This is a genomic window from Ornithinibacillus scapharcae TW25, from assembly GCF_000190475.1.
Classification (GTDB): Bacteria; Bacillota; Bacilli; order Bacillales; family Amphibacillaceae; genus Ornithinibacillus; species Ornithinibacillus scapharcae.
Window position 1 is genome coordinate 58,659 of record NZ_AEWH01000041.1, and the last position, 23,136, is coordinate 81,794.

Sequence of the window (23,136 nt, forward strand, 5' to 3'; positions counted from 1 at the left end):
ATTTTCATGACACTTGTACGACTAGGCTATGTTGCGATGAGTATGGAATTACATCATGCCTCTCCATCACAAACCATGACCTTTGCACAATTTCAGAAACTAACGGACCGCGAAGCAGCCATTCGGAAATTGGAACGAATAGCTCTATCCAACTTATATAATACATTACGTTTGCTTCGACATAATGTAGCTTCGGAAATACATTTTTATCGGCTAACCTCAAAGCTAATTCCTTTAGCCAACCATGAAGCAATACCTGAATGGGACTATATAAAACCACTTAGAGGTTCACTAAAGGAAATCGGTGAGTTTATTAACGAGCATGGGCTCCGGGTAGACTTTCACCCTGATCATTTTGTTTTATTAAATTCTACCAAGAAAGAAGTATTCAAAAATTCCCTTCTCACTTTACGGATGCACTATCTCATTTTAAAAGGAATGAGAATAGATCCTACCCACCGTTGTGTCATGCATGTTGGGGGAAATTACAAAGATACAGAAAAATCGCTTGAGCAGTTTGTTGAGGCGTGGATGGATGTTCCTAGTGGAATTCAAAAGATGATTATGCTCGAAAATGATGATACCTCCTTTACACTAGAGGATACTCTCTATCTTTGTCAGAAGCTAGGTATCCCACTCGTCTTTGACTACCATCACCATCTTGCCTATCATCGTGACCTGAACTGGATACAGTATTGGGAAAGTATTGTGCAAACATGGAAAGATTCTCCTCTCCCTATCAAAATGCACATATCAAGCCCTAAAAGCGAGAAAGAATATCGTCATCATTCTGATTTTGTCGATGGTGATATGTTTTTCGACTTTTTAAATGAAATTAATGGGACAGTACCACAAATTGATTGTATGATCGAAGCGAAACAAAAAGATACGGCACTTTTTCAGTTAATGGAAGAAGTGAAGGATCGCGGTGGTGTGGAGATTGTTGATGGGTCATCATTTTATTTGAGATGATGACCGTTTTCCTCTCTGTTATGTAGTAATTCTAACATTCCAACAGGATCAAACCCAAAAACCCATTCACCGTTTATAAGCGTCTGTGGAACGGTTAATCTACGTGTCTTTCCAATAAGCTTCACTAATACGATTGGATTAAGATCCACATTAATCTCTTTAAATTCCAGATTCATATTGGTTAAGAAATCCCTTGTCATTCCACATACTGGGCACATAGTAGAGGTGTAAATTGTAATACTTGGACTTTTCATCTGAATTCCTGCATTTCTATTAATATTTTTTTCAACAGTATGAAAGGAAAGCAGTCCGTTATGTTTGGACTGCCCCTACCTGCTTGAATGTGATTAGAGGTTCGGCGATTCTAATTAAAACTCCGGATAAACTACTAATCTTCGGGCAAAATTTTAAAACTTCGGGTATTAATCCTCGAACTTCGGGCAGTTTATACGATTATTCTGGTTTCACTCCGTATCGCCGTTCCAGTTGTTCATGCCGCCTTTCATATCTTCCACCTGATAACCTAGTGCTTCCAAAATACCACAAGCTGCCTTACTTCGATTGCCAGATTGACAAGTTATAATATAGCTTTTATCCTTGTTCAGCTCATTCTTCCGTAAAGCAAGTTGACCTAATGGAATATGTTTAGCACCTGGAATTTTACCAGTTGCCACTTCACTATTTTCTCGAACATCAATTACTATTACTTCTTCTCCATGTTGAAGACGTTTTGCCATCTCTTCCGGTGTTATTTGTTTAGCCATCTTCGTCTTCCTTTCTTAGCTCCAAACACTTATGCCACCTTTAACATTTGAGATCTTTTGGAATCCTTGTTTCTTGAGCATTTTTGCTGCTCTTGCACTTCTCATTCCACTTTGACAAATAACCACTACTTCCTTTTCCTTATCTAGCGTATCCATTTTAGTAGGCAGGCTTGAGAGTGGGATATTTTCAAATGGCTTGCGGTGGTTCGCTTTATATTCTCCCAGCGTACGGACATCGATAAATTGAACATTACTATCCTTAAATTTTTCTTTTGCCTCTTGGACACTGATATTTGATATACCTTTTGCTGGTAAAAATCGACTAATGAAAAATGCGATGACTAAGACTAAAATGATTAATTCAATAATATCCATTTCACTACTCCTATATAAGAATTTATCTGCAAAAAAGAAATGGAGAACTTACTCCATTTCTCCTTCCCAATCTAGCATTCCGCCTATCATATTGGTAACATTGTAGCCATTTTGCATTAGGAACTGGCATGCGTTACCACTTCTACCACCTGAACGGCAAACCATGTAATAATGTTCGTCCTTATCTAACTCATCTAGGCGTTCTGGGATTTGTCCTAATGGGATATGTTTAGCTCCAGGAATTTTACCCATTGCTACTTCTTCATCTTCTCTGACATCGATTATATTTAAATTCTCTCCTGCTACCAACTTTTGTTCCAATTCTTTTGCTGTAATTTCTTTCATGTTCCTTACCTCCAAATTATATACCCTGATGGGTATAATTTTATTTAAAAAGAAAAGTTCATCAACTCTTCCTTTTCGTTTGAATTGTTGAACTTATCTACTTTTCACTAATAAATCTACTGCTTCTTTTACCACTTGTGATGTACTTTCGCCTTTTGCAATATTCTCTCGAACACATTGTTCTAGATTCATACTTACAATTAGCCCAATGGTACGGTCAATAGCACTTCGTGAAGCAGATAGCTGTGTTATAACGTCTTTACAATCCTCGTTTTTTTCAATCATACTTAAGACGCCTTTAATCTGACCTTCAATTCGTTTTAATCGATTAACAACCGATTTATCATATTCCATTATTTATCACTCCTTATCTCTGCACGGACAATTACTAATATAATAACTAGCGACATTATACCCCTTGCTAACCAAATATCTGACTCCTAGATTTAACTCTAGGCGATCACTAGCAATCACATGTAATTGTTGATTAGGGATTTCTTGCATAAATCTTTTCAAATAGGCATAGGGGATACGCACATCGCTTGGCGTTTGATTTACATCAATATTGTAATCCCTTATATCTAAAACAACTGTGTTTGTTTTATCATGACCGAGTTTTTTGCAAGGAATACCTTGTACAGGATAATATCTTTTATATACCATTATACATAAAAGTGAGCTAACCAATACAATAATATAGGTACTCATATCCACCACCATCGAAAAAGGATAAGCTAATCATATACCCACAAGGGTATATAGTCAAGAATTTATTTTACATAACAACGGTGATAACTATAATAATATATCAAACCAAATTTTCACTGCTGTACCGGCTATCATTATGGCTAGAATAACCTGTAAGACATGAGTATTCATCGTTTTACCAACTTTTGCTCCCAGTGGCGCTGCGAGTAGACTAGCAATAATCATGATAATTGCAGGCAAATAATCAACTTGACCGGTGACAAGTTTTCCAATACTTCCTCCGATAGAAGAAATAAAGGTGATAGCTAGACTTGTCGCGATTGTCATACGGGTAGGAATGTGTAAAACGGTAAGCATAATTGGTACCAGTAGGAAGCCACCTGCCGCTCCAACAATCCCAGATGCTACCCCAACGATTAAAGCTAATATCGCTGCAAGCGGCTTATGGAATGTTATTTGATTTAGTGGCAGATCATCTATTTGCTTTTTCGGTAGGAACATCATTATGGCTGCAATAACCGCTAATAACCCATACACGACATTCACTGCTTGTTCGGATAAGAAGCTAGATCCATAACTACCAACTAGGCTACCAATTAAAATCGCACCACCCATATATAAAATGAGCTGTTTGTTTAAATATCCGCCTTTTCGATATGCCCATACACCAGCAATAGATGCGAACAATACTTGTAAAGCACTAATACCTGATACTTCATGGGCTGTAAATGCAACTAAGCCAAATAAAGGAGGAATATATAATAGCATTGGGTACTTAATTATCGATCCACCAACACCTAACATGCCCGAAAGGAAGGAACCAATAAAACCAATTGCGAATATGACGATGAGAAAAGTTAAATCCATTGACACTCCTTCTTTCTAATTAAGGGAAGCGAGTAGTTATTGCTACTCGCTACTACCTTTTCATTATGCTTTTTGAATATAGAAATATAAAATATCCTCTTCTGTTTTTTGCTCCAACACGGTATGACCACCAGATTTCGCCCATGCTGGAATATCATTTAAAGCACCTTTGTCCGTTACAAGTACTTCTAACACTTCACCAGAGTTAATCGTGTCGATTGCTTTCTTCGTTTTTACGATAGGCATTGGACAAGCAAGTCCTTTCGCATCTAAAGTCTTCTTAATATCCATCTAGATTTTCCCCTTTTTACGTTTTTTATCGAACTGCACAACGGTTTGGACCGATCTCCATTTCCGTTTGTTCATCATGGCCAGGAGTAATTTTACCCATGTTGACTTGACGAATCTGTTCATATGCATTTGGTTGTGGTGGTAAATTATCTGTAACAGTGCTACGAAATTCTGCCTCGTCTTCAATATTTAAACCATGATTTTCTTTAAACAAGTCGCCTAGACGTCTAGCTACAGTACCGTCTTCGTTTAATTCATCAATAATCATAAAGTGGGCTGGTAGTACAACTAAATCTTCAGATAGTTCACGGTAACGTGTATATAATGTTTCACGTAAGTCGCCTACCCAATCTTCCGCAAGTCCCGCTAGGTCTGGGCGACCGATTGAATCAATGAATAGGATATCACCTGTTAATAAAAATTGGTCGTCGATTACAAATGAAGTAGACCCAATTGTATGACCTGGCGAATACAGAGCATTTACATCAATTTGAGATGATCCAATCTTCACGTTTAAACCATCCGTAAGAGGTGTGTAATCAAACACCACTTCTGTTGCATCTTTTGGTGGTAGATAATACGTTGCTCCAGTTGCAGCAGCAATGTGGCGACCGCCTGAAATATGGTCTGCATGTAGATGAGTATCAAAAACATGCTTGATTGTTACACCTTTTTCATTTGCAAAGGTAGTGAATACATCCGTGAAGCGAACAGCGTCAATAATCGCAGCTTCCCCTTCAGAGATAACCATATACGATAGACATCCTTTACCTAGACGAACAAATTGGTATAGCTCGCCACCATTTTCTAAGTCAGTGACTTTAATCGGTTCAAGGTAACTGCTCCAAGATTTCATACCACCTTCTAGGTAAGCTACTTCTCGACCAGCTTCCGATAGCATTTCCGCTACCATCACAGAGGATCCTTCTTTTGCACATACTACTAACACATCTTTATCAGTAGGAAGTTTTGGTAGAATTTCTTCTACACCATCTAATAATTCAAAGTAAGGAATGTTTAAATATTCAAATTTGTGTCCTTCAGCTTTCCAATCTTCAAATGCATCCTGATTACGGACGTCTAAAATAAATAATTCTTCATTATTAATTACTTTTCGAGCAACATTTGCTGCTGTCCATTTCTTTACAGTCATCCTTAAAGTTACCCCCCTAGGTATATTTGAGTCGATTTTTTTGCAGTGGAGTATCCCACTGCAAAAAAGTTTTCATTCGTTTTATTAGAATGTTAAAGTTGGTGCTGCATCTTTTGCAAATTCTAGGAATGTTACCGCTCCACCAACTTCGATTCCATCAACAAAATCTTCTTTGGTAAGACCCATAACATCCATTGTCATTTGACAAGCAATAAACTTAACACCTAGTTCTTGAGCCATTTCGACTAGTTGTGGGATGGAAGGAATGTTAGCTTTCACGAACCCTTCCGCAAAATGTTCCTTTCCTGCTGGCATTTCAAGATGATGCATAGCCTGCTTGTGAATTAGGTTTAATCCTTCAAATGTGAAAAAGATTTGCACCTCTTTCTCTGAAGCTGCTGCTGCTGTTGCAATGTTAAATACTTTGTATGCATCAAACATTCCACCGTTTGCTGCGATAATAGCTACTTTATTTGACATTCTAAATTCCTCCTAGACCTCTTTTGTTATATTACCGTTCCACTCACTCATACCTGGTAGAACGTTATACACTTTTGTAAAACCATTTTTCGCTAAAAGCTGTGCTGCCAAGTCAGATCGTTTCCCTGTACGGCAGATGACGTAAACATCCTGTTCTTTATCCAATTCAGTAAGGCGAGATTCTAGCTCTCCCATTGGAATGGATTTTGCACCTTTAATATGACCAAATGCATATTCTGCTGCTTCGCGAACGTCTAATATTAAGCCTTCACGTGATTCAATTTCCTCCAGTGGAACAGTCTGCTCAAATGCTTTTTCCACTTCAGGCTCATTTGAACCTTTACGGATGTAATGATAAAGTACATCCCCTTCTTCAACTGTCCCTAAATATTGATGTCCAACAGAACTTGCCCATGCAGCTAGATCTGCTTTTGATCCTTTATCAGTTGCTTGAATTTCCAATACCTGACCTTCATCAATATCAGTAATTGCTTTCTTAGTTTTCACAATTGGCATTGGACATGCAAGACCTTTGGCATCTAAGAGATGATTTGCTTGGATCATAATTTTACCCCCCACGGTATTATTTTTTGTAAATAATTATACCCATATGGGTATAATTGATTGTAATAAAATAGCCGCTTTAAGGTCGGACTATTATCACACTATATTTTGTTTTTTAGTAATGACTTTCCACTTGGGAATCAATCACAACACCAATAATATACCCCCTAGGGTAAAATGTCAACACCTAGGATTTATTTTTTCTTAAGCGATTGCTGGTGGCATACTAAAATTTTCAGTATGAGGGAATATGTCTCTGGATGTGGGACTATACTTTCTGCATGGCGGAATCATTCCTGTGGTATCTGTTAGCTATCACGTACAAGCTTCCACATAATCCTCACTAAGGTTTCATGCAGGTGGGCGCATATCATCAAGAATTACCCTAGGTCCCACCTTCATGAGATATATTAAGACATCCGTTCCTGTAAATCCGCTCGAACAGGATTCTTGAATGTTTTCTTTTGTACCCTAACAAAAATATTGTTAGCTAAAAGAGATAGTATAATCAAAACCGTTCCTATTAAATCAAACTTTGTTACATCATATCCTTGATACATAGAAAATAATAGAGTTGTGACTGGAACAAAATTAATGAACAATAGCGCGTTAATGGGCGAAAGTATAGCTACTCCAATATTCCATCCAAGTAGTGCAATAAGCCCTGGAAAAATGATCATAAATAATAAATGTGGGCTTGTTACCATAATCACATCTACTGTTGGAACAGAAATATACCCGAACAATGTTGAGCCTACAACAATTACGACAGCTGTTCCTGTTCCAAGTAAACAACTTAAAGTAGAATATCTTAATGCAGACCAACCATCAAATTTACTGCCTCCCATTGTATAAATGACCCATCCAATTACAGCGATCAAGATAAGGATAGTTGGAATGATGTCATTCGTTGCTCCTAGAAATGCTTGAATATCACCTTTCGAAATAACTAACATAGCGCCTACCAGTGATACCAATACACTGATTGATGTAAAGGTATGAGGTCGTTTTCGGAAAATCATCCATGCGATTAAAATAGAAATCATCGGCATTAACGATTCCATTATCGAGGCAACCATGACACCTGATTCACCCATTATATTTTCTCCCCAGAAAATTAATAAGTTATATACAGTAAACGCCATTGTACCAAAGAACCATAATGATAGCCCCCTACCTTCAAAGCGAAATGCCTTTTTTCCCTCTTTCCATAAAAGGAGTACGACCAAAATAATTGTAACTGCTCCATAACGGATAATTGTAAAATAAAAAGGATCGATGTATGAAAAAGCTGCATGAGCGACTGGAAACATTGCCCCCCATGAAACTGCAGCAATAAAACATAAAAAAGCTCCCCACAATACATTATTCTTCAATTTTCTTCTGCCTCCCTGAGTTAGTAGCAGCATTTATTATCCATCCTTTTTGATATCTTGTAAAATGAATAAAAGTGATGATTTACTATCACTATTCGTGATACCATATAGGTATCCTAAATTCATAGAAATGAGGTGGTTTTATATGGAGTTCAAAGACTTAGAAATTTTTCAGATGGTTGCAGAAAAAGGAACCATTACAGGAGCAGCAAAGGAATTAAACTATGTCCAATCTAACGTCACTTCGAGAATTCATAAATTAGAATCGGAACTAAATACACCTTTATTTAATCGACATCGGCGTGGAATGAGCCTGACACCAGAAGGAAAAAAACTACTAACCTATTGTGACCAAATTTTAAGTTTAAAAGCTGAGATGAAACAAGCAGTACAGACCAATAAAGAGCCATCTGGAAAACTAGAGATTGGAACGGTGGAAACCGTTATTCATTTACCAAAAATTTTGTCAAGCTACGTAAAAAAATATAGAGGTGTTGACTTGTCCATCTATACTGGGGTTACGGAAACTCTAGAGGAGGAAGTATTACTTCATAAATTGGATGGTGCTTTCATTACAGAAACAGATTTTCATCCCGATCTTGTATCTCATGATGTTTTTCAAGAGGAACTCATCCTCATTTCTGATGCTCGTATTCGCACACTAGAGGAATTAAAAGCAGAACCAGTCTTATGCTTTAGTAAAGGGTGTGGCTATCGAGCACGGCTTGCTAAATGGTATAAGGACCAAAATATTACTCCAACCAAAATTATGGAATTTGGTACTTTAGAGACAATTTTGCGGAGTGCTGCCATGGGGCTTGGTATTGCATTCGTTCCAAAATCAGCAGTCGAACACTTAAAACAAGATGGTAATATTCAGTTCCACACACTTCCAGAAGAGTATAGTAAAATTAAGACCGTATTCATTAGACGAGCGGATACTTACTTAACAACAACAATTGAAAAGTTTATCGATACCATTGAAACTCATAAACTAATGCAATGGAACCGGTGAGTTTACGGTACGAGCTACGAAAATTGTTAGAAGGAGAACCACATCGGGGCTTGTGAAGCTATTATTCCTCGTTATGATATAAACAAAATAAAAGCCTTCCCTGTTGTTACTCCGGGGAGGCTTTTATTAGAATCAACCTTATTGTTCATTTTCAACTGGATGAGTTGCCTCATACATCAGTTTTTCTAGTTCTTCTGTATATTCTTTTGTCTGTTCATTAGACCAATTAAATACCTTGCTCATATAAGTAATGACACTATTTTTATGCTCACGAACCCAAGCAATATCAAAGAACATAGCTCCTGTTCTGCGGATAAAGAAGTCAGTAGGCTTATATACTAGCTCATAATCAATAGCATAACGAAGTACAGCGAATACAGCTGGATCAATATTTTCTGCTTGAGCCACAGATTTTTCATTTTGATAGATATCAAAGATAATATCAATATTAGATCCGTATTTTCTAACAAGATGTTCCACTAATTCTTTCTCTATTCCTAAATCAATACCTCTTTTAAGCTTTTGGTTTACATAGTTTTCAAAGCCTGCTGAGCCACCTACATCCCCACCTGAGATACGTAGTTCTTTCGTTTGAGTAGAAGGGAATGTTCTACCTTCTTCTTCCTGTAATTGCTTTCCAACCAAATCTACAATGCTTTCTGCCATTTTTCTATAGCCGGTTAATTTACCACCTGCAATCGAAATGAAGCCAGAGTCTGATACAAATATCTCATCCTTACGAGAGATTTCAGACGGACCCTTACCCTCCTCATGGATTAATGGTCGTAAACCTGCCCAGCTTGATTCGATGTCCTCTGGTTTAATTTTTACTTGTGGGAACATATAATCAATAGCCTTTAACACATAATCCCTATCTGCTACGGTCATTGTCGGATGAGCAATATCACCTTGATATACCGTATCTGTAGTACCAACATATGTTTTCCCTTCACGAGGGATAGCAAATACCATTCTTCCATCAGGTGTATCGAAATAGATTGCTTGTTTTAATGGGAAACGTTCTCCATCAAACACTAAGTGAATTCCTTTTGTTAATCGTAGGGTTTTACCTTTTTTCGAATTATCCAATTCACGTAATGTATCCACCCATGGACCAGCAGCACTTACAATTTTCTTCGCAGTAAATTCCTGGGTAGAACCGTCTGTTTGATCGATAGCTTCAACCCCAACTACTTTATTATTTTCGTAGATTAGGTTGTTCACTTTCATATAGTTGATCGCAAGTGCTCCCTTTTCGACAGCTTTTTTCATCACTTCGATCGTTAAGCGAGCATCATCTGTTTTGTATTCTACATAATAACCTGCACCCTTAAGATTTTTACTATTTAATAATGGTTCACGTTTTAGGGCTACTTCAGGCTTAAACATCTTTCTTCTTTCTGTTTTTTTCACACCTGCAAGGAAGTCATATACGCGTAACCCGATGTTCGTTGTAAATGGCCCAAATGTTCCACCCTTGTAGAATGGTAACATCATCCATTCAGGTGTTGTAACGTGTGGACCATTCTCGTAAACAATTGCTCGTTCCTTTCCTGTTTCAGCAACTACACCTATTTCAAACTGTTTTAAATAACGTAGTCCACCATGAACAAGTTTTGTTGAGCGACTGGAAGTACCTGCAGCAAAATCCTGCATTTCTAATACAGCAACCTTCATTCCTCTTGTTACTGCATCAAGAGCAATTCCGGCACCAGTAATCCCACCGCCTATTACGATTAAATCAAGGGATTCTTCACTAATTTTTGTTTTTATCTCATTACGATTTAAGCTCGAAAACATGAAAATTCTCTCCTTATTAGAATTTCTAGTTATATTTTGTACCTTTACTAATAGACGGATTATTCACCTTTTGGCTAGAGGTGTTAAAATAAAAAGAGACCACAAGAAACTCTATAGAATAATAGAGTTCATGTGGTCTCTCGAATATCTCCGTCCGAATATTAACTTGTCTTTATTATAACACCTATTGCATTAGATGAAAAGATGTTTCTGCATATTAACAAGATAATCTTCGCCAATGATACTGATACGAGAAAAGATACTCTTAAAACAATGTGTTAATTTTTGAAGGTTCTAGTTGCGGCAACCGCTTTCTTCCAGCCACTATAGAGTTCATCACGTGTCTCCTCAGATAGATCGTTTGTGAAGGTACGTTCAATTTTCCATTGTTTCGCAATTTCCTCTTTATCTTTCCAATATCCTACCGCCAAACCAGCAAGATAAGCTGCTCCTAGTGCTGTTGTTTCGTTTATTACTGGACGGTCCACTTGAACACCTAATAAATCACTTTGGAACTGCATTAAGAAGTTATTCTTAACAGCTCCACCATCTACACGTAGTGACTTTACTTCAATACCTGAGTCTGCAGCCATCGCATCAACAAGGTCTTTTGATTGATAAGCAAGTGACTCAAGTGTTGCACGAACAAAATGTTCTTTTGTAGTTCCACGTGTTAAGCCAAATACCGCACCACGAGCTTCACTATCCCAATATGGCGTTCCTAATCCAACAAATGCTGGAACTACATATACACCATCTGTTGAGTCCACTTTTGTAGCTAAATCTTCACTTTCAGGAGAACTATTAATTAATCCTAATCCATCACGTAGCCATTGAATTGCTGAGCCAGATACAAAGATACTTCCTTCTAGAGCATACTCGACTTTACCGTCAACACCCCATGCAAGTGTTGTTAAGAGACCATTCTTCGATTGAACACCCTTTTCTCCAGTGTTCATCAATAAAAATCCACCTGTACCATAAGTGTTTTTGACCATTCCTTCTTCAAAACACGCTTGTCCGAATAATGCTGCTTGTTGGTCCCCAGCAATTCCTGCGATTGGAACTTCTTTTCCAAAGAAATGATAATCTACTGTGTTTGCATAAACCTCAGAGGATTGTCTTACTTCAGGAAGCATACTCTTTGGCACCGTTAGGATTTCAAGTAGTTCGTCATCCCATTTCAAATCATAAATATTATACATTAGCGTACGAGAAGCATTAGAGTAATCGGTAACATGTGCTTTACCACCAGATAATTTGTATACTAGCCAAGTATCAATAGTACCGAATTGAAGTTCACCCTTCTCTGCTTTTTCCCTAGCACCTTCTACATTATCCAAAATCCACTTAACCTTTGTACCAGAGAAATATGGATCTAGTAGTAATCCTGTTTTTTCCTTAAACAAGTCATTATATCCTTTTTCACGTAATTCCCGCACTATTCCTTCTGTTTGACGAGACTGCCATACGATTGCTTTGTAAATAGGTTTTCCAGTATCTCTATCCCATACTACTGTTGTTTCCCGTTGGTTAGTAATCCCAATACCGGCAATTTGGTCAGCCCCAATATCTGCTTTTCGCAACACCTCAGCAATACAAGCCAATACAGAAGTCCAGATTTCATTCGCATCATGTTCCACCCAACCTGGCTTTGGAAAGAACTGCTCAAACTCGCGTTGTGCTGTTTCTACGATTTCTCCTTCATGATTAAACAAAATCGCACGAGAACTAGTTGTTCCTTGATCGATAGATAAAATAAATTTACTCATAATTACATTTCCTCCTTATAATCTTCCTATAACTTTGCTTGTTTTTTTAATTCAATGCTTGTAGCAGCTACAAAAATAATCGCTAATATAGCACTTTCTGCCCAAAACGCTACAGAATATTCACCTTTAAAAATGGCTTGATAAAATAGTGCACCATAAACTCCACCTATAATTGGTCCAACAACTGGCACCCAAGCATATCCCCAATCAGAGCTACCTTTACCTGGAATCGGTAATAAAGCGTGTGCAATTCTTGGTCCTAAATCACGTGCTGGGTTAATCGCATAACCTGTAGGTCCACCTAAGGACATACCAATTGCAACAATTAATGCACCAACTACAAGTGGGTTTAGTCCTTCTGTAAATTCATTTGCTCCGATAAATAATAATCCAAGTACAAGAATAAATGTACCAATAATCTCTGTTACTAAGTTTGATAATGGGCTACGAATAGCTGGCCCTGTAGCGAATACAGCTAATTTTAAGTCTGCTTCTTTTGTTGCTCTCCAGTGAGGTAGGTATGCAAAGAATACGATAATCGCCCCAATAATGGCTCCGATTATTTGAGCTGAAATATACGGTAAAACATTTTCCCATGGAAATTCTCCAATTGCCGCAAATCCTAATGTAACGGCTGGGTTAAGGTGTGCACCTGAAACACTTCCTACTGCGTATACTCCAAGTGTAACAGCTAGTCCCCATGCAAGTGTGATAAGCACCCAGCCACCACCAGCACCCTTTGACTTATGAAGTATGTCACTTGCAACTACACCGCCACCAAAAATAATAAGAATCATGGTGCCGATAAGTTCTCCTATAAATTCTGTCATCATGTATGAATCCCCCTAAATTATCTTTTTGTTACTAGTTATATTTGTGTGCCATGATATAAAATAAAAGAGACCACACTGTACCCGGTATATTTCTCCAACGAGAAATATACCTAGTAGTGTGATCTCCATTCTCCGACACATAAATTAACTTGTTAACTATTATAGTACACATCTCTGAAAGCGTTGTCAATAGTTTAATATTTTTCCAGAAATACAAAGACCCCTCTATCCCCTGTAGAAAAGAAGTATGTCCATATTGAAACATATAGAAATATATAAATTGCTATCCGTCTAGCCACCAAACTAGAAATCAACTTACAGGAAAAAACTCACCAATGTCATGGATAACATTAGTGAGTTTGATTGTTTTAGTAGCTTGACACTATTTACTCTCTGCTTGAGACAAAGTAGCTGTCCCTAAGTCCCGTGTCTGAGGTTCAGAAGCCATAGCTCTTGTATCAACCCGCTTGATGAACAGTGCTAAGACTAATACTAATATATTGATTGCAAAAGCTACATAGAAGGAATATTGGATTCCGTTTAGTAGTGCTTGCTGTGACATCGATGCAATGGATGTTTCAGTTAATGATAATGGATCAACGCCAGACATTAGTTCCTCACCTTTTGTTGTAGCGACGGAGTTCATAATGGTAACCATAATTGCGGTACCAATTGAACCGGATACCTGTTGGGCTGTATTATTAATAGCTGTACCATGCGGATTCAATTGTGTTGGTAGTTGGTTTAATCCATTTGTCATAATTGGCATCATAACCATTGACATACCGAACATTCGTAGAGAATATACCACTACAATATACGCGTAAGTCGAATCAAGTTGCAAATTCGCTAGCATATAAGTTGAAACCCCTGTAATAGCAAGTCCAATTACAGCTAATGCACGTGGACCAAACTTATCGAATAGTCTTCCTGTTATTGGTGACATAATTCCCATAATGATTGCTCCCGGCAATAACATTAGTCCAGACTCAAGTGGTGAAATTCCACGAACATCTTGGACGTATGCAGGAGTTAAAATCATACCTGAGAACATTGCGACCGCATTAACAATAGCAATCATAGCTGCTAGCGTAAACATTGGATATTTAAAAGGTCTTAAATCTAATAATGGCTCATCCAATCTCAATTGACGAATAATAAATAGAATTAACGTAATTCCTCCGACAATTAAAGAAGTTAGGATAACCGGATCATCCCACCCCTGTGAACTTGCGCTACTTACACCGTATAATAGTCCACCAAATCCAAGACTAGAAAGAACAACAGAGAAATAATCAAGTGTTGCATTTTTATCTTGTTCCATAACATTACCGAATTTCCAAATAGCTAATATTAAACTAATAATCGCTAATGGTAGAATCATTTCAAATAGTAATCGCCAATCATAGTACTCTACTATATAACCCGATAATGTTGGTCCTATTGCTGGTGCTGCAATCATAACCATACCGAATACACCCATAGCAGTCCCGCGTTTTTCACGTGGAAAACTAACTAGCATGATATTCATTAACAATGGTCCCATCACAGAAGAACCTGCTGCTTGAATCATACGACCACCTAATAAGAAAGCAAAGTTAGGTGCGAATGCTGCAAGAGCTGTACCTAATGTAAAAATTGCCATAGATGCTATAAATAAGCTACGATTCGAAAACCGTGTTATTAAAAATGCTGATGCCGGAATTAATATTCCACTAACAAGCATATACCCTGTAGCAAGCCATTGTACCGTAGAATAATCTTTTATCTCTAAATCTACCATAATAGATGGAAGTGCTACGTTTAACAACGAATTGTTTAAAAAGGATACGAAAGCACCAATAAATAAAATACCGATCATTAAATATGGTGGTTTGTTCAATTCTTTATTCATATTTTGTTCCCTCTCATCCTGACTAAATTTATTGCATTTGCTTATTTTATACCCGTAGTTCAGTTTTTGCAACGTTTTTTTACTAATGGTTTAAAACTATTGTTTTTCTATTAAAATAACCGTATACTGCTTCTTATAGAAAGGACTGAGGTTACGATGAATGAGCGTAAAAGAAAAGTAGCAGATATCGCCTTGAAGTTATTTATCGATAAGGGGTTCCAACAAACTTCCATTCAAGAAATCATTGATCATGCGAAAATATCGAAAGGGACATTCTATAATTACTTTTCTTCCAAAAATGATTGTATTGCAGAGATATTAGAAAACATTCGTTATCACGCTAGTCAAGAGCGTGTTGCCGTTCAAGTCGGTAAGAACCCTCAGGATCGTGAAGTATTAATCGAACAAATTACCATTTTAATGAGATTAAATGAGCAACATAATCTGCGGACATTATTTGAAAATATTCTTTCTTCTAATCAACCAGAATTAAAGAAATTGGTTTTACAGCATAGAGTAATAGAAATGGAATGGTTTGCAAATCGTCTTATAGACGTCATGGGAGAAGATATACGGGAGTATTCAACTGAAGCGACGGTATTATTTTTTGGAATGCTGCAGTACATGTTATTTACGCTTAATCTAACTAACAGTTCGTATTCCTTACATGACTTAATTGAAACGCTTCTATCGTATGTAGAAGTAATTATCATTCAAATGAAACGAAACGGTGGTACCATTCTCAATAATTTTGCTATCGATTTACTTCAAACGCATGCCCACAAGAAAGTGGTAACAAAATCGAAAGTAATGGAAATGGCAGCACAATTGATGGAACAATATAATTTTAATGAAGAACAACAGGATTTGATAGATGTTATTCTAAGTGAGTTGGAGCGTGACCGTATTCGGAAGATTGTTGTTCAAAAGCTCTTGAAACCGTTGCTTCAATTATTTGAAGGAACCCCTATAGCATCACAAGTTCAGCTGTTTACGAATGCAGTTTGGAGTTTCTTGAAATTACAATAGATAATAGAGACTACTATCTATAACAATACGAAAAAATCCCCTTTGCGAAACAAGGGGATTTTTTCACTAGTATGAACTTTTTTATGACATGCTTTTGGCCTATCTCAGATTTACTCCTATAAACTACTACAATTCATTTAACACTTCAAGAGATCGATATAGCATCATGGCGGCTTCAGCTCTTGTCGCATAATCTTGTGGTGCAAATTTGTTCCCTGGCTTTCCGGAAATAATTCCAAGTTTAGCCGCTTCCTTAACTGCTGTATCAGCAAACTTACTGACTTGTGAATCATCTACAAATTTCACCGTTTCTTCGATGTCTTTTGATAAATCCTCGTTCACATGATTCACTGCTCGGGTAATCATGACTGCCATTTGCTCACGAGTAATCCTAGCACTTGGATGAAATTTATTATCATTAATTCCCTTAACAATACCAGCATGATACGCTGCTTCAATTCCGGCATACGACCAAATGTTTTTAATTGTTACATCTTTAAATATGCCTTCAAATTCATCCGTCGGCAAGTTCAATGCTCTTGCAATTAAAACTGCAAATTCCTCACGAGTAATATCACCATTTGGATTAAAGATATTTTCGGAAGTACCGGTTGTGATAGAACGTGAAGCTAACACCTCCACCTGATCTTTTGCCCAGTGATTTTTGATATCGGTAAATGTGATATCATTCTCCATAACGACAAATTTTGAGAAGTGATGTGTCTTGAAAATAAACTTACCATCCTTATATGTTCCACCTAGAAAGTCTAATTTACTACCATTTACATAATAGACTGCAGCCTTACGTTTATCCTTCATTTTTGCAATCGACACTGGAACCGTAATCTCAATTGGTTCAGTAAATCGTGATACCGTTGTTTTCTTACCGTCCTTTTCCATTGTAATAAAGAACTCATATACATCCGAAATAGCAACTCCTTTTCCAGGAACATCCTTATGATCTGCTATTCCAACATGAATGCTAATAGAATCTGGTAAAGTTTCAGCAAGTTTTTTCAAGACTGCGTTCGGTATCACTAAATGAACATCTCCAGCTTTCACAACTAAAGATTTAGAAGAATCCGCCACCTTTTGTAAAGCTGCTCTTGTTATTTTTACTTCCACTTCAGGATCTCTCTCTGTCGGAGAAGAAACTGTAACTTCTACTTTCGTTACTTTGGAGTCATCGACCTGGTCACCAATATCCTTTTCGTCAATAATAAGTTCATTATGGATTGGTGGCACTGGAACAGTAATTCCTCCTCCACCTCCCGGATTCCCTTCACCAGGAGTTTCTCCTTTCTCGTCAGGAACTTTAATGATGACTGTAGTTAACGGATCCAACGTTAATGTTCCGTCTATTAATGTAAAACCAGACTCTTCCGAAACCGCCTCTGTACCTGCTTCGTCATTATCGACAACAACTATTCCAGTCGAAAAGTCATCATCACCTAGTGTTAATGTACGAGATTTATTGTCAGCATTAACAAATACATAATAGTCACCTGTACCATCTGTTGATTGATTTTTATAGGCAATTAGTAAATCTGTCGAATTGATTTCAGGTATATCTAGCAATTTCACATTTTCATTGACTAGTCCTTGCTCTCCTAGGCGAAATGCATTCGTAGATTTACGTAACTCTATTAAACCTTTTGTATACTCCTGAGTGGTTGTATTAATAGGATACGAATCCACATTAGTTGCTTTTTGCCAATCGAATTTATTAATCGCATCTGATGAATCATAGGAATCATGGATAAAATAAGGATTGGTAAACGGTTGGTTATTCACATCAACCAAAATATGATATTTTTGCTCTGGTACACCCTCACCTAACCACTGTTTTGTTCGTCCATATTCTTGTCCTGCATGAATAAATGCCGTACCCTGAGCAGTTAAAATCAATGCATTTCCTATCCGAATACGTTTATGAATTTCCAAATTATTTTCCGGATTTTCCGGGTCCTTCTTAATCGATTGTGCAATGACATCATATAGAGGTAAGTTGTCATGTGCAGCGATATATTGAACCATATCACCTGGATCATCTTCTGCCGTGTTAGATGGCTGACCTTTAATATTAGCGAAAATCACATCAATATTACGGGCACCACCCGTTAAGAACCTAGGCTCTCCTTCCGAACCGAAACCAGATTTTAATTCATTGCGAATTTCATCAGAAAATACACCTACATCATTTGTTTTATCCATCCAATCTTGATCCGCTCCCATACCGATTAGAGAAGGATCAGATAAATGACCTGAAAATGTGCGCCAGCCCTCCCCGATAAATAATGCATTCGGATTAATTTCCGCTGCTGCATCATAGGCATTTTGAATCGCTGGATAGCTGGCATCTCCCATCATATCAAAACGCATACCGTCTATCTTAAACTCATCAAACCAATATTTTACGGAATCAACCATTAGTTTTTCGGACATATGATGATTTGTTGCTAAATTATTACCAAATCCACCTAGGAAATTACCTTCCGCATCCTGGAAGTAATAATAATTTGGTACGATATCGTTTAGAATGCTTACTTGTGCTGTATGTGTGTATACCACATCCAGTACAACACCCATTCCCGCATCGTGAATTGCATCTATTAGAGTCTTTAATTCTTTAATTCTTCGTTCTGGATCTGTTGGGTCTTCTGAGTAAGCTCCATCCGGGGAGAAGTAATTATGGGGGTCATATCCCCAGTTATATTCATTTCCACCAGCGGAATAGTCAAGTTCTCTTTGCCCCATAGCTGTTTCATCACCATAGTACCAAGCCATTACTGGTAATAATTGAACATGAGTTACACCAAGTGACTTTATATAGTCAAGCTTATCGATAAATGCTTCATAGGAACCCCATCTGGCAGTTAAATCCCCTTCAATGGAAGGATCAGATGTAAAATCACGCACGTGAACTTCATAAATGATAGCATCCTCTCTTTTTTCATAGCCATCGATCGACGCATGGCTAAACCCCTCTGGATTAGTACCTTCTAAGTCCACAATAGCAGCTTTCCCTACTTTGTCACCATCCGCTCCTGCATTACCTTGAGTATTGACTGTGAAGGCTGCCATCGATTTTGCATACGGGTCTAAAACTGTTTTCGTGATACCATCATTTGTTACCTCATATTGATAGTAGTATCCTCTTAAGTCTGTTACTCCAAGGTCACTTGCTTTAATGTCTGCGGACCAAACACCTTTTTCACCTAGACTTAGTTCAATACCACTGCCAATTGGTGTTGTTGCATCCTCTTTATCAAAGAAGTTTGCTACAACTTTACTAGCTTTAGGAGCCCATAATTTTAATGTTACATCCCCAGCATGATAGGTTGCTCCTAGATCATCCCCACCATAAGCATATTGGGAATCTAGTAACCTCCAGCCAGATTCAGCTGTAACTGTACGCCCTGCAAAGGTTATCGTTAAAGGTAATTTTTCTATATTAAATGATGCTTTTACCTCTACAGCTTTATCACCTGTGATTTCAGCACCTGTTACCTCAATATTATTTCCATCGGCATCTTTTATCTCTAGACTGTCTTGGATTTGATTAACATTTAAGCCTTCTGTCATCGTAAAGTTCAATAGAATTGTATCCTCAGAAACTACTTCAGCAGAGGTAATACCTGTAGCCAAGTCCCAATATGGTGATACATATACATTATCATCACCTTGTCTCACCCAAAGATGATGATATCGATCAAGTAGGTTAAACGTTTTATCTCCTCCGTCTTTACCATTGTCACCTTTAGATTCATCTAATACAATAAAGCCCAACTTTTTGGCATTTTCCTTTAGCTTGATATCCACATAGGCACCATATTGATCTCTTCCTGTAAAATCCTTAGCGTCTGTTGGCCAGACAACACTTGGATTCTCAACATCTTCCCAAATCCAGGCACCAAAATTATCATAATTTCCATCATCACGGACATAGTGTATCCGAACCGTATCCTCTGGAATCTCTACTGGTTCGAAAATATACACTTCATCAGAACCTTGTTTTATCCAAAGCTCATTAATTTCTGGATTTGTTATGGTAAAACCTTTGTCACCAGCGTCTTTACCTGAATCACCCTTTGTCACATCCATTACAAGGAACCCGATGTTTTTCGCCCCTTCAGCAAGCTCAATATCTACGTATGCTCCATAGCTATCAAACGTTTCAAACATAGTAGCCCCTATAGGCCAGTTTGCTGATGGCTCAGCCACATCATTCCAATTCCAGATTCCATAGTTATCATAATCACCGTTTGTACGGTTATAATGGATTCGAATATGATTATCAGGAATCTCCTTACCAGATTCTGGAGCCTCTCCATTATCATCTGTTTTCACTTCGGTAATTGTACCGTCATTAACCGTTAACAGAACTGTACCACCATCCATATTGGCAGGAATGGTTAAATTAATCTCTCCATTTTCATTAGGACTAAATGTTTCACCACTGTAATGATCGGTTACAGCCGCTGCTTGACCATCAACCGTTAAGGTTACTTTCCTTGCTTCATTGGATACGTTCAAACCAACATATACAGAATCATCCTGATAACTCCTTTTAAATAATACGTACTTTCCACTATTGGAGCCACCGATTGTTGTTCTATCTCCTTTAGCGAAGACTTCTGAATGGTCGCCCCTAAAATTCAAGACCTTCGTATAGTGAGCTAAAATATCATTTCCTTCAACTTTTCCCCAATTAAAATCTCTTCGATTATCGTAATACGGATAATTATTTGCACCGGTTTGCCCAATCTCTTCTCCGTAATAAATAACCGGCTGACCTTTAGCGGTTACTTGAAGTGCTGCAGCAACCTTCAATTTGCCTTCATCCCCACCAACTGAATGGAGAAACCCGTCCTCATCATGGCTTCCTAAAAATTGGCCAAGAGTTGCCGTGTTGTCCATTTCTACATTACGGGCAACTAACTGATCATTGGCACCCATAACATCTCCATTTACAAAGTTCTTTGCAACTTCTTTAAAATTAAAATCTAAAAGGGAATCCATCATACCTGTGTCCAGGTAACCATAGTCATTATGAACACTAGCCCCCCACGCCTCACCAATCATTTTATGCTCTGGCATTTTTTCCGTAATAGCATTCTTAAATGCCATCCATGTTGTATTTTCAACATGTTTTACGGTATCAACACGGAAGTAATCAATTGTGTTGCCATTAGGGGTTCTAGCTTTATCAATCCAATCTGTTTGCCATTGAATGATCTGCTCACGAACAGCTGGATCTTCAGTTCGAATATCCGGAAGTCCAGATAATTCACCAACGACTTCATCTGAACCAACATTAGCACCTTGTCTTAGCAAGTTACGAAAAGCTGTACGGTCTTCATCCGTTGGAAATCCTACCGGAGGATTCTCAATTTCTCCATCAATATCCTTCAGTCCATAACCAGTATGATTTAACACGACATCCACCATTATTTTAATGCCACGGGCATGTGCTTCATCAATTAATGTATGAAAATCCTCTATTGTTCCAAAGTGTGGATTTAGCTCCCCAAAGTCGCTTGCCCAATAACCATGGTTTGCATAGAAAGGTTCTCCTTCTACATTTGAACCAACATCATGTTTTATATTCTCAACAATTGGGCTAATCCAAATCGTATTAACTCCCAACTGATCTAAGTAATCTAGTTTTTCTGTAATACCTTTAAAATCTCCACCATGATATGTACCACCCTTACTCCTGTCATAATTCATACCATATGGATCATCATTTTCTGTATTCCCATTAAAGAATCTGTCTGTCAACATGAAATAAATAATCGCTTCATCCCAATCAAAATCTTCATCACCGACAGACTGTCTTGTTTTTACTTCAACAGATGTCGTCCCTGTAAAACGATTACCAAAAGAATCAATTACCGTCAAAGGTATACTTTTGATTCCAGCAGTGACATCATCATCTACCGCTATCGTAATCGCACCTAAACTAGGATCTATTCTTAACGCATTAGATCCTCCTAATGCAGATATATCGGCATACATTTCCTGTATGTGATTCCCATCTACAAACCCTTCTACATCAACGCTTAAGACCGCATTTTGGTTATAATCTATAGCGTTCGGTGTTACATTTCCAGACACCGTTAAATCTGCTCTATAATAACTAACTTTAGAAACACCGTCGACCGTATTATAAGGATCATTCACTTTTTTCGTATTACCATTCATCGTTACGTTATAATGATAAACTGTTTCACCGTTTTCCAAATTGTTATATGTAACTACGAATCTCTCATTCTCTGGCTCATACTCCATCTCATATGTTTCGCCATTTATCTCTAACTCTACCTTTTCAATACTGTCCATCGCATCCTGTTGGAAAAGCTCCTTATCACGATAATAAAACGTAGCATTCCCATCTTTCACGACCGGCGCAGAGCCATCTGGGACAATACGAACTTCTTCTGTTCCACTTGTAATATAAACTTTGGTTAGCAAGTCATTTTTGTTTACTTTAATAAAGCGATCACCGAACTCCTTAACCGCCGTATCCCAATTATCTGTACTACGAAGAACAAATCCGAATTGTTCCGTCTCAGTTGCAACAGCAATATTAGCTATCGCCTTATCCCCATCATACGTTTCAAAATCAATTTGATCCTCTTTAACACCAGTATTCCATACCCAAATGTTCCAATCAGTAAAATTTTGATCTTCGCGTATATACGTAAAACGCACAGTTCGTTGCCCAGTCTCTGCCCCACTGGTAACGCTTACATTTTCTGCAAATACTAATTGAGTAGGTACAAAAGGAGCCCACAAACTCCATAACATAATTGCAATCATAACGATAGAAAAATTTCGCTTCGAATCCCTTTTCATGTTTTCCCAATCCTCCTTATATTTTTGTGAAAACAAT

20 protein-coding genes are annotated in these 23,136 nt (G+C 37.7%); 3 read left to right on the forward strand and 17 right to left on the reverse strand.

Features of this window, described 5'->3' with window-relative positions; genetic code table 11:
- Window positions 1-6 precede the first annotated feature (6 nt).
- Window positions 7-972, forward strand: a complete 966-nt coding sequence (gene uvsE, locus G5W_RS0110145) for a UV DNA damage repair endonuclease UvsE (RefSeq protein WP_010096370.1) — start codon at window positions 7-9, stop codon at window positions 970-972.
- Here the strand turns inward: uvsE and G5W_RS0110150 are convergent.
- From G5W_RS0110150 to G5W_RS0110205, 12 genes are all read right to left on the reverse strand, one after another.
- Entirely contained in the window at window positions 960-1,226 is a 267-nt protein-coding gene (locus G5W_RS0110150) for a glutaredoxin family protein (protein WP_029191088.1), read from the reverse strand. The two genes, uvsE and G5W_RS0110150, sit on opposite strands and share 13 nt — an antisense overlap.
- A 210-nt stretch (window positions 1,227-1,436) precedes the next feature.
- Window positions 1,437-1,736 carry a rhodanese-like domain-containing protein gene (locus G5W_RS0110155; RefSeq protein ID WP_010096374.1) on the reverse strand — a complete coding sequence of 100 codons (300 nt, stop codon included), beginning with the start codon at window positions 1,734-1,736 and terminating at the stop codon, window positions 1,437-1,439.
- Between the two features lie 15 nt (window positions 1,737-1,751).
- The gene (locus G5W_RS0110160) at window positions 1,752-2,111 is read right to left on the reverse strand and encodes a rhodanese-like domain-containing protein (RefSeq protein ID WP_010096376.1); all 360 of its coding nucleotides are present in this window, start codon (window positions 2,109-2,111) and stop codon (window positions 1,752-1,754) included.
- Window positions 2,112-2,159: 48 nt separating this feature from the next.
- Window positions 2,160-2,456, reverse strand: a complete 297-nt coding sequence (locus G5W_RS0110165) for a rhodanese-like domain-containing protein (RefSeq protein ID WP_010096378.1) — start codon at window positions 2,454-2,456, stop codon at window positions 2,160-2,162.
- Window positions 2,457-2,549: 93 nt separating this feature from the next.
- Window positions 2,550-2,810, reverse strand: coding sequence for a metal-sensitive transcriptional regulator (locus tag G5W_RS0110170; RefSeq protein WP_010096379.1), 261 nt, complete (start codon window positions 2,808-2,810; stop codon window positions 2,550-2,552).
- 6 nt (window positions 2,811-2,816) lie between these two features.
- Window positions 2,817-3,164, reverse strand: a complete 348-nt coding sequence (locus G5W_RS0110175) for a hypothetical protein (RefSeq protein ID WP_010096380.1) — start codon at window positions 3,162-3,164, stop codon at window positions 2,817-2,819.
- A gap of 87 nt (window positions 3,165-3,251) precedes the next feature.
- Window positions 3,252-4,031 (reverse strand): sulfite exporter TauE/SafE family protein, encoded by a 780-nt coding sequence (locus G5W_RS0110180; RefSeq protein ID WP_010096381.1) that lies wholly within the window; start codon window positions 4,029-4,031, stop codon window positions 3,252-3,254.
- 63 nt (window positions 4,032-4,094) lie between these two features.
- Window positions 4,095-4,322: a sulfurtransferase TusA family protein gene (locus G5W_RS0110185; protein WP_010096382.1), complete on the reverse strand. Its 228-nt coding sequence runs from the start codon at window positions 4,320-4,322 to the stop codon at window positions 4,095-4,097.
- Window positions 4,323-4,347: 25 nt separating this feature from the next.
- The gene (locus tag G5W_RS0110190) at window positions 4,348-5,475 is read right to left on the reverse strand and encodes an MBL fold metallo-hydrolase (RefSeq protein WP_010096383.1); all 1,128 of its coding nucleotides are present in this window, start codon (window positions 5,473-5,475) and stop codon (window positions 4,348-4,350) included.
- A gap of 84 nt (window positions 5,476-5,559) precedes the next feature.
- Window positions 5,560-5,955 (reverse strand): DsrE/DsrF/DrsH-like family protein, encoded by a 396-nt coding sequence (locus G5W_RS0110195; protein ID WP_010096384.1) that lies wholly within the window; start codon window positions 5,953-5,955, stop codon window positions 5,560-5,562.
- A gap of 12 nt (window positions 5,956-5,967) precedes the next feature.
- A complete protein-coding gene (locus G5W_RS0110200; RefSeq protein WP_010096385.1) occupies window positions 5,968-6,519 on the reverse strand; it encodes a sulfurtransferase TusA family protein in 552 nt (183 codons plus the stop codon).
- A 410-nt stretch (window positions 6,520-6,929) separates the two neighbouring features.
- Window positions 6,930-7,895, reverse strand: coding sequence for a DMT family transporter (locus tag G5W_RS0110205; RefSeq protein WP_010096386.1), 966 nt, complete (start codon window positions 7,893-7,895; stop codon window positions 6,930-6,932).
- A 145-nt stretch (window positions 7,896-8,040) separates the two neighbouring features.
- Between G5W_RS0110205 and G5W_RS0110210 the strand changes: the two genes are divergently transcribed.
- Window positions 8,041-8,910 (forward strand): LysR family transcriptional regulator, encoded by an 870-nt coding sequence (locus G5W_RS0110210; RefSeq protein ID WP_010096388.1) that lies wholly within the window; start codon window positions 8,041-8,043, stop codon window positions 8,908-8,910.
- A gap of 138 nt (window positions 8,911-9,048) precedes the next feature.
- On the opposite strand, the gene G5W_RS0110215 is transcribed toward G5W_RS0110210, so the two are convergent.
- From G5W_RS0110215 to G5W_RS0110230, 4 genes are all read right to left on the reverse strand, one after another.
- On the reverse strand, window positions 9,049-10,710 hold the full coding sequence (locus tag G5W_RS0110215) for a glycerol-3-phosphate dehydrogenase/oxidase (protein ID WP_010096390.1): 1,662 nt from the start codon (window positions 10,708-10,710) through the stop codon (window positions 9,049-9,051).
- Between the two features lie 278 nt (window positions 10,711-10,988).
- Window positions 10,989-12,482 (reverse strand): glycerol kinase GlpK, encoded by a 1,494-nt coding sequence (gene glpK, locus G5W_RS0110220; protein WP_010096392.1) that lies wholly within the window; start codon window positions 12,480-12,482, stop codon window positions 10,989-10,991.
- 26 nt (window positions 12,483-12,508) lie between these two features.
- Window positions 12,509-13,312 carry an MIP/aquaporin family protein gene (locus tag G5W_RS0110225; RefSeq protein WP_029191089.1) on the reverse strand — a complete coding sequence of 268 codons (804 nt, stop codon included), beginning with the start codon at window positions 13,310-13,312 and terminating at the stop codon, window positions 12,509-12,511.
- Window positions 13,313-13,697: 385 nt separating this feature from the next.
- On the reverse strand, window positions 13,698-15,209 hold the full coding sequence (locus G5W_RS0110230) for a DHA2 family efflux MFS transporter permease subunit (RefSeq protein WP_010096396.1): 1,512 nt from the start codon (window positions 15,207-15,209) through the stop codon (window positions 13,698-13,700).
- Window positions 15,210-15,365: 156 nt separating this feature from the next.
- Here G5W_RS0110230 and G5W_RS0110235 point away from each other — a divergent pair, with 156 nt between their 5' ends.
- Window positions 15,366-16,238, forward strand: a complete 873-nt coding sequence (locus G5W_RS0110235; RefSeq protein WP_010096398.1) for a TetR/AcrR family transcriptional regulator — start codon at window positions 15,366-15,368, stop codon at window positions 16,236-16,238.
- Window positions 16,239-16,364: 126 nt separating this feature from the next.
- Here G5W_RS0110235 and G5W_RS0110240 read toward each other — a convergent pair whose 3' ends face one another.
- A complete protein-coding gene (locus tag G5W_RS0110240; protein WP_010096400.1) occupies window positions 16,365-23,099 on the reverse strand; it encodes a pullulanase in 6,735 nt (2,244 codons plus the stop codon).
- Window positions 23,100-23,136: the final 37 nt, after the last annotated feature.

What these genes read in the sequence shown, in the direction of transcription:
- G5W_RS0110195 (WP_010096384.1), bottom strand. Translation starts at nt 5,955, where the DNA reads ATGTCAAATAAAGTAGCTATTATCGCAGCAAACGGTGGAATGTTTGAT.
- G5W_RS0110240 (WP_010096400.1), bottom strand. Translation starts at nt 23,099, where the DNA reads ATGAAAAGGGATTCGAAGCGAAATTTTTCTATCGTTATGATTGCAATT.
- G5W_RS0110160 (WP_010096376.1), bottom strand. Translation starts at nt 2,111, where the DNA reads ATGGATATTATTGAATTAATCATTTTAGTCTTAGTCATCGCATTTTTC.
- uvsE (WP_010096370.1), top strand. Translation starts at nt 7, where the DNA reads ATGACACTTGTACGACTAGGCTATGTTGCGATGAGTATGGAATTACAT.
- G5W_RS0110225 (WP_029191089.1), bottom strand. Translation starts at nt 13,312, where the DNA reads ATGACAGAATTTATAGGAGAACTTATCGGCACCATGATTCTTATTATT.
- G5W_RS0110190 (WP_010096383.1), bottom strand. Translation starts at nt 5,475, where the DNA reads ATGACTGTAAAGAAATGGACAGCAGCAAATGTTGCTCGAAAAGTAATT.
- G5W_RS0110150 (WP_029191088.1), bottom strand. Translation starts at nt 1,226, where the DNA reads ATGAAAAGTCCAAGTATTACAATTTACACCTCTACTATGTGCCCAGTA.
- G5W_RS0110210 (WP_010096388.1), top strand. Translation starts at nt 8,041, where the DNA reads ATGGAGTTCAAAGACTTAGAAATTTTTCAGATGGTTGCAGAAAAAGGA.
- G5W_RS0110170 (WP_010096379.1), bottom strand. Translation starts at nt 2,810, where the DNA reads ATGGAATATGATAAATCGGTTGTTAATCGATTAAAACGAATTGAAGGT.
- G5W_RS0110215 (WP_010096390.1), bottom strand. Translation starts at nt 10,710, where the DNA reads ATGTTTTCGAGCTTAAATCGTAATGAGATAAAAACAAAAATTAGTGAA.
- G5W_RS0110200 (WP_010096385.1), bottom strand. Translation starts at nt 6,519, where the DNA reads ATGATCCAAGCAAATCATCTCTTAGATGCCAAAGGTCTTGCATGTCCA.
- G5W_RS0110185 (WP_010096382.1), bottom strand. Translation starts at nt 4,322, where the DNA reads ATGGATATTAAGAAGACTTTAGATGCGAAAGGACTTGCTTGTCCAATG.
- G5W_RS0110180 (WP_010096381.1), bottom strand. Translation starts at nt 4,031, where the DNA reads ATGGATTTAACTTTTCTCATCGTCATATTCGCAATTGGTTTTATTGGT.
- G5W_RS0110175 (WP_010096380.1), bottom strand. Translation starts at nt 3,164, where the DNA reads ATGAGTACCTATATTATTGTATTGGTTAGCTCACTTTTATGTATAATG.
- glpK (WP_010096392.1), bottom strand. Translation starts at nt 12,482, where the DNA reads ATGAGTAAATTTATTTTATCTATCGATCAAGGAACAACTAGTTCTCGT.
- G5W_RS0110165 (WP_010096378.1), bottom strand. Translation starts at nt 2,456, where the DNA reads ATGAAAGAAATTACAGCAAAAGAATTGGAACAAAAGTTGGTAGCAGGA.
- G5W_RS0110155 (WP_010096374.1), bottom strand. Translation starts at nt 1,736, where the DNA reads ATGGCTAAACAAATAACACCGGAAGAGATGGCAAAACGTCTTCAACAT.
- G5W_RS0110230 (WP_010096396.1), bottom strand. Translation starts at nt 15,209, where the DNA reads ATGAATAAAGAATTGAACAAACCACCATATTTAATGATCGGTATTTTA.
- G5W_RS0110235 (WP_010096398.1), top strand. Translation starts at nt 15,366, where the DNA reads ATGAATGAGCGTAAAAGAAAAGTAGCAGATATCGCCTTGAAGTTATTT.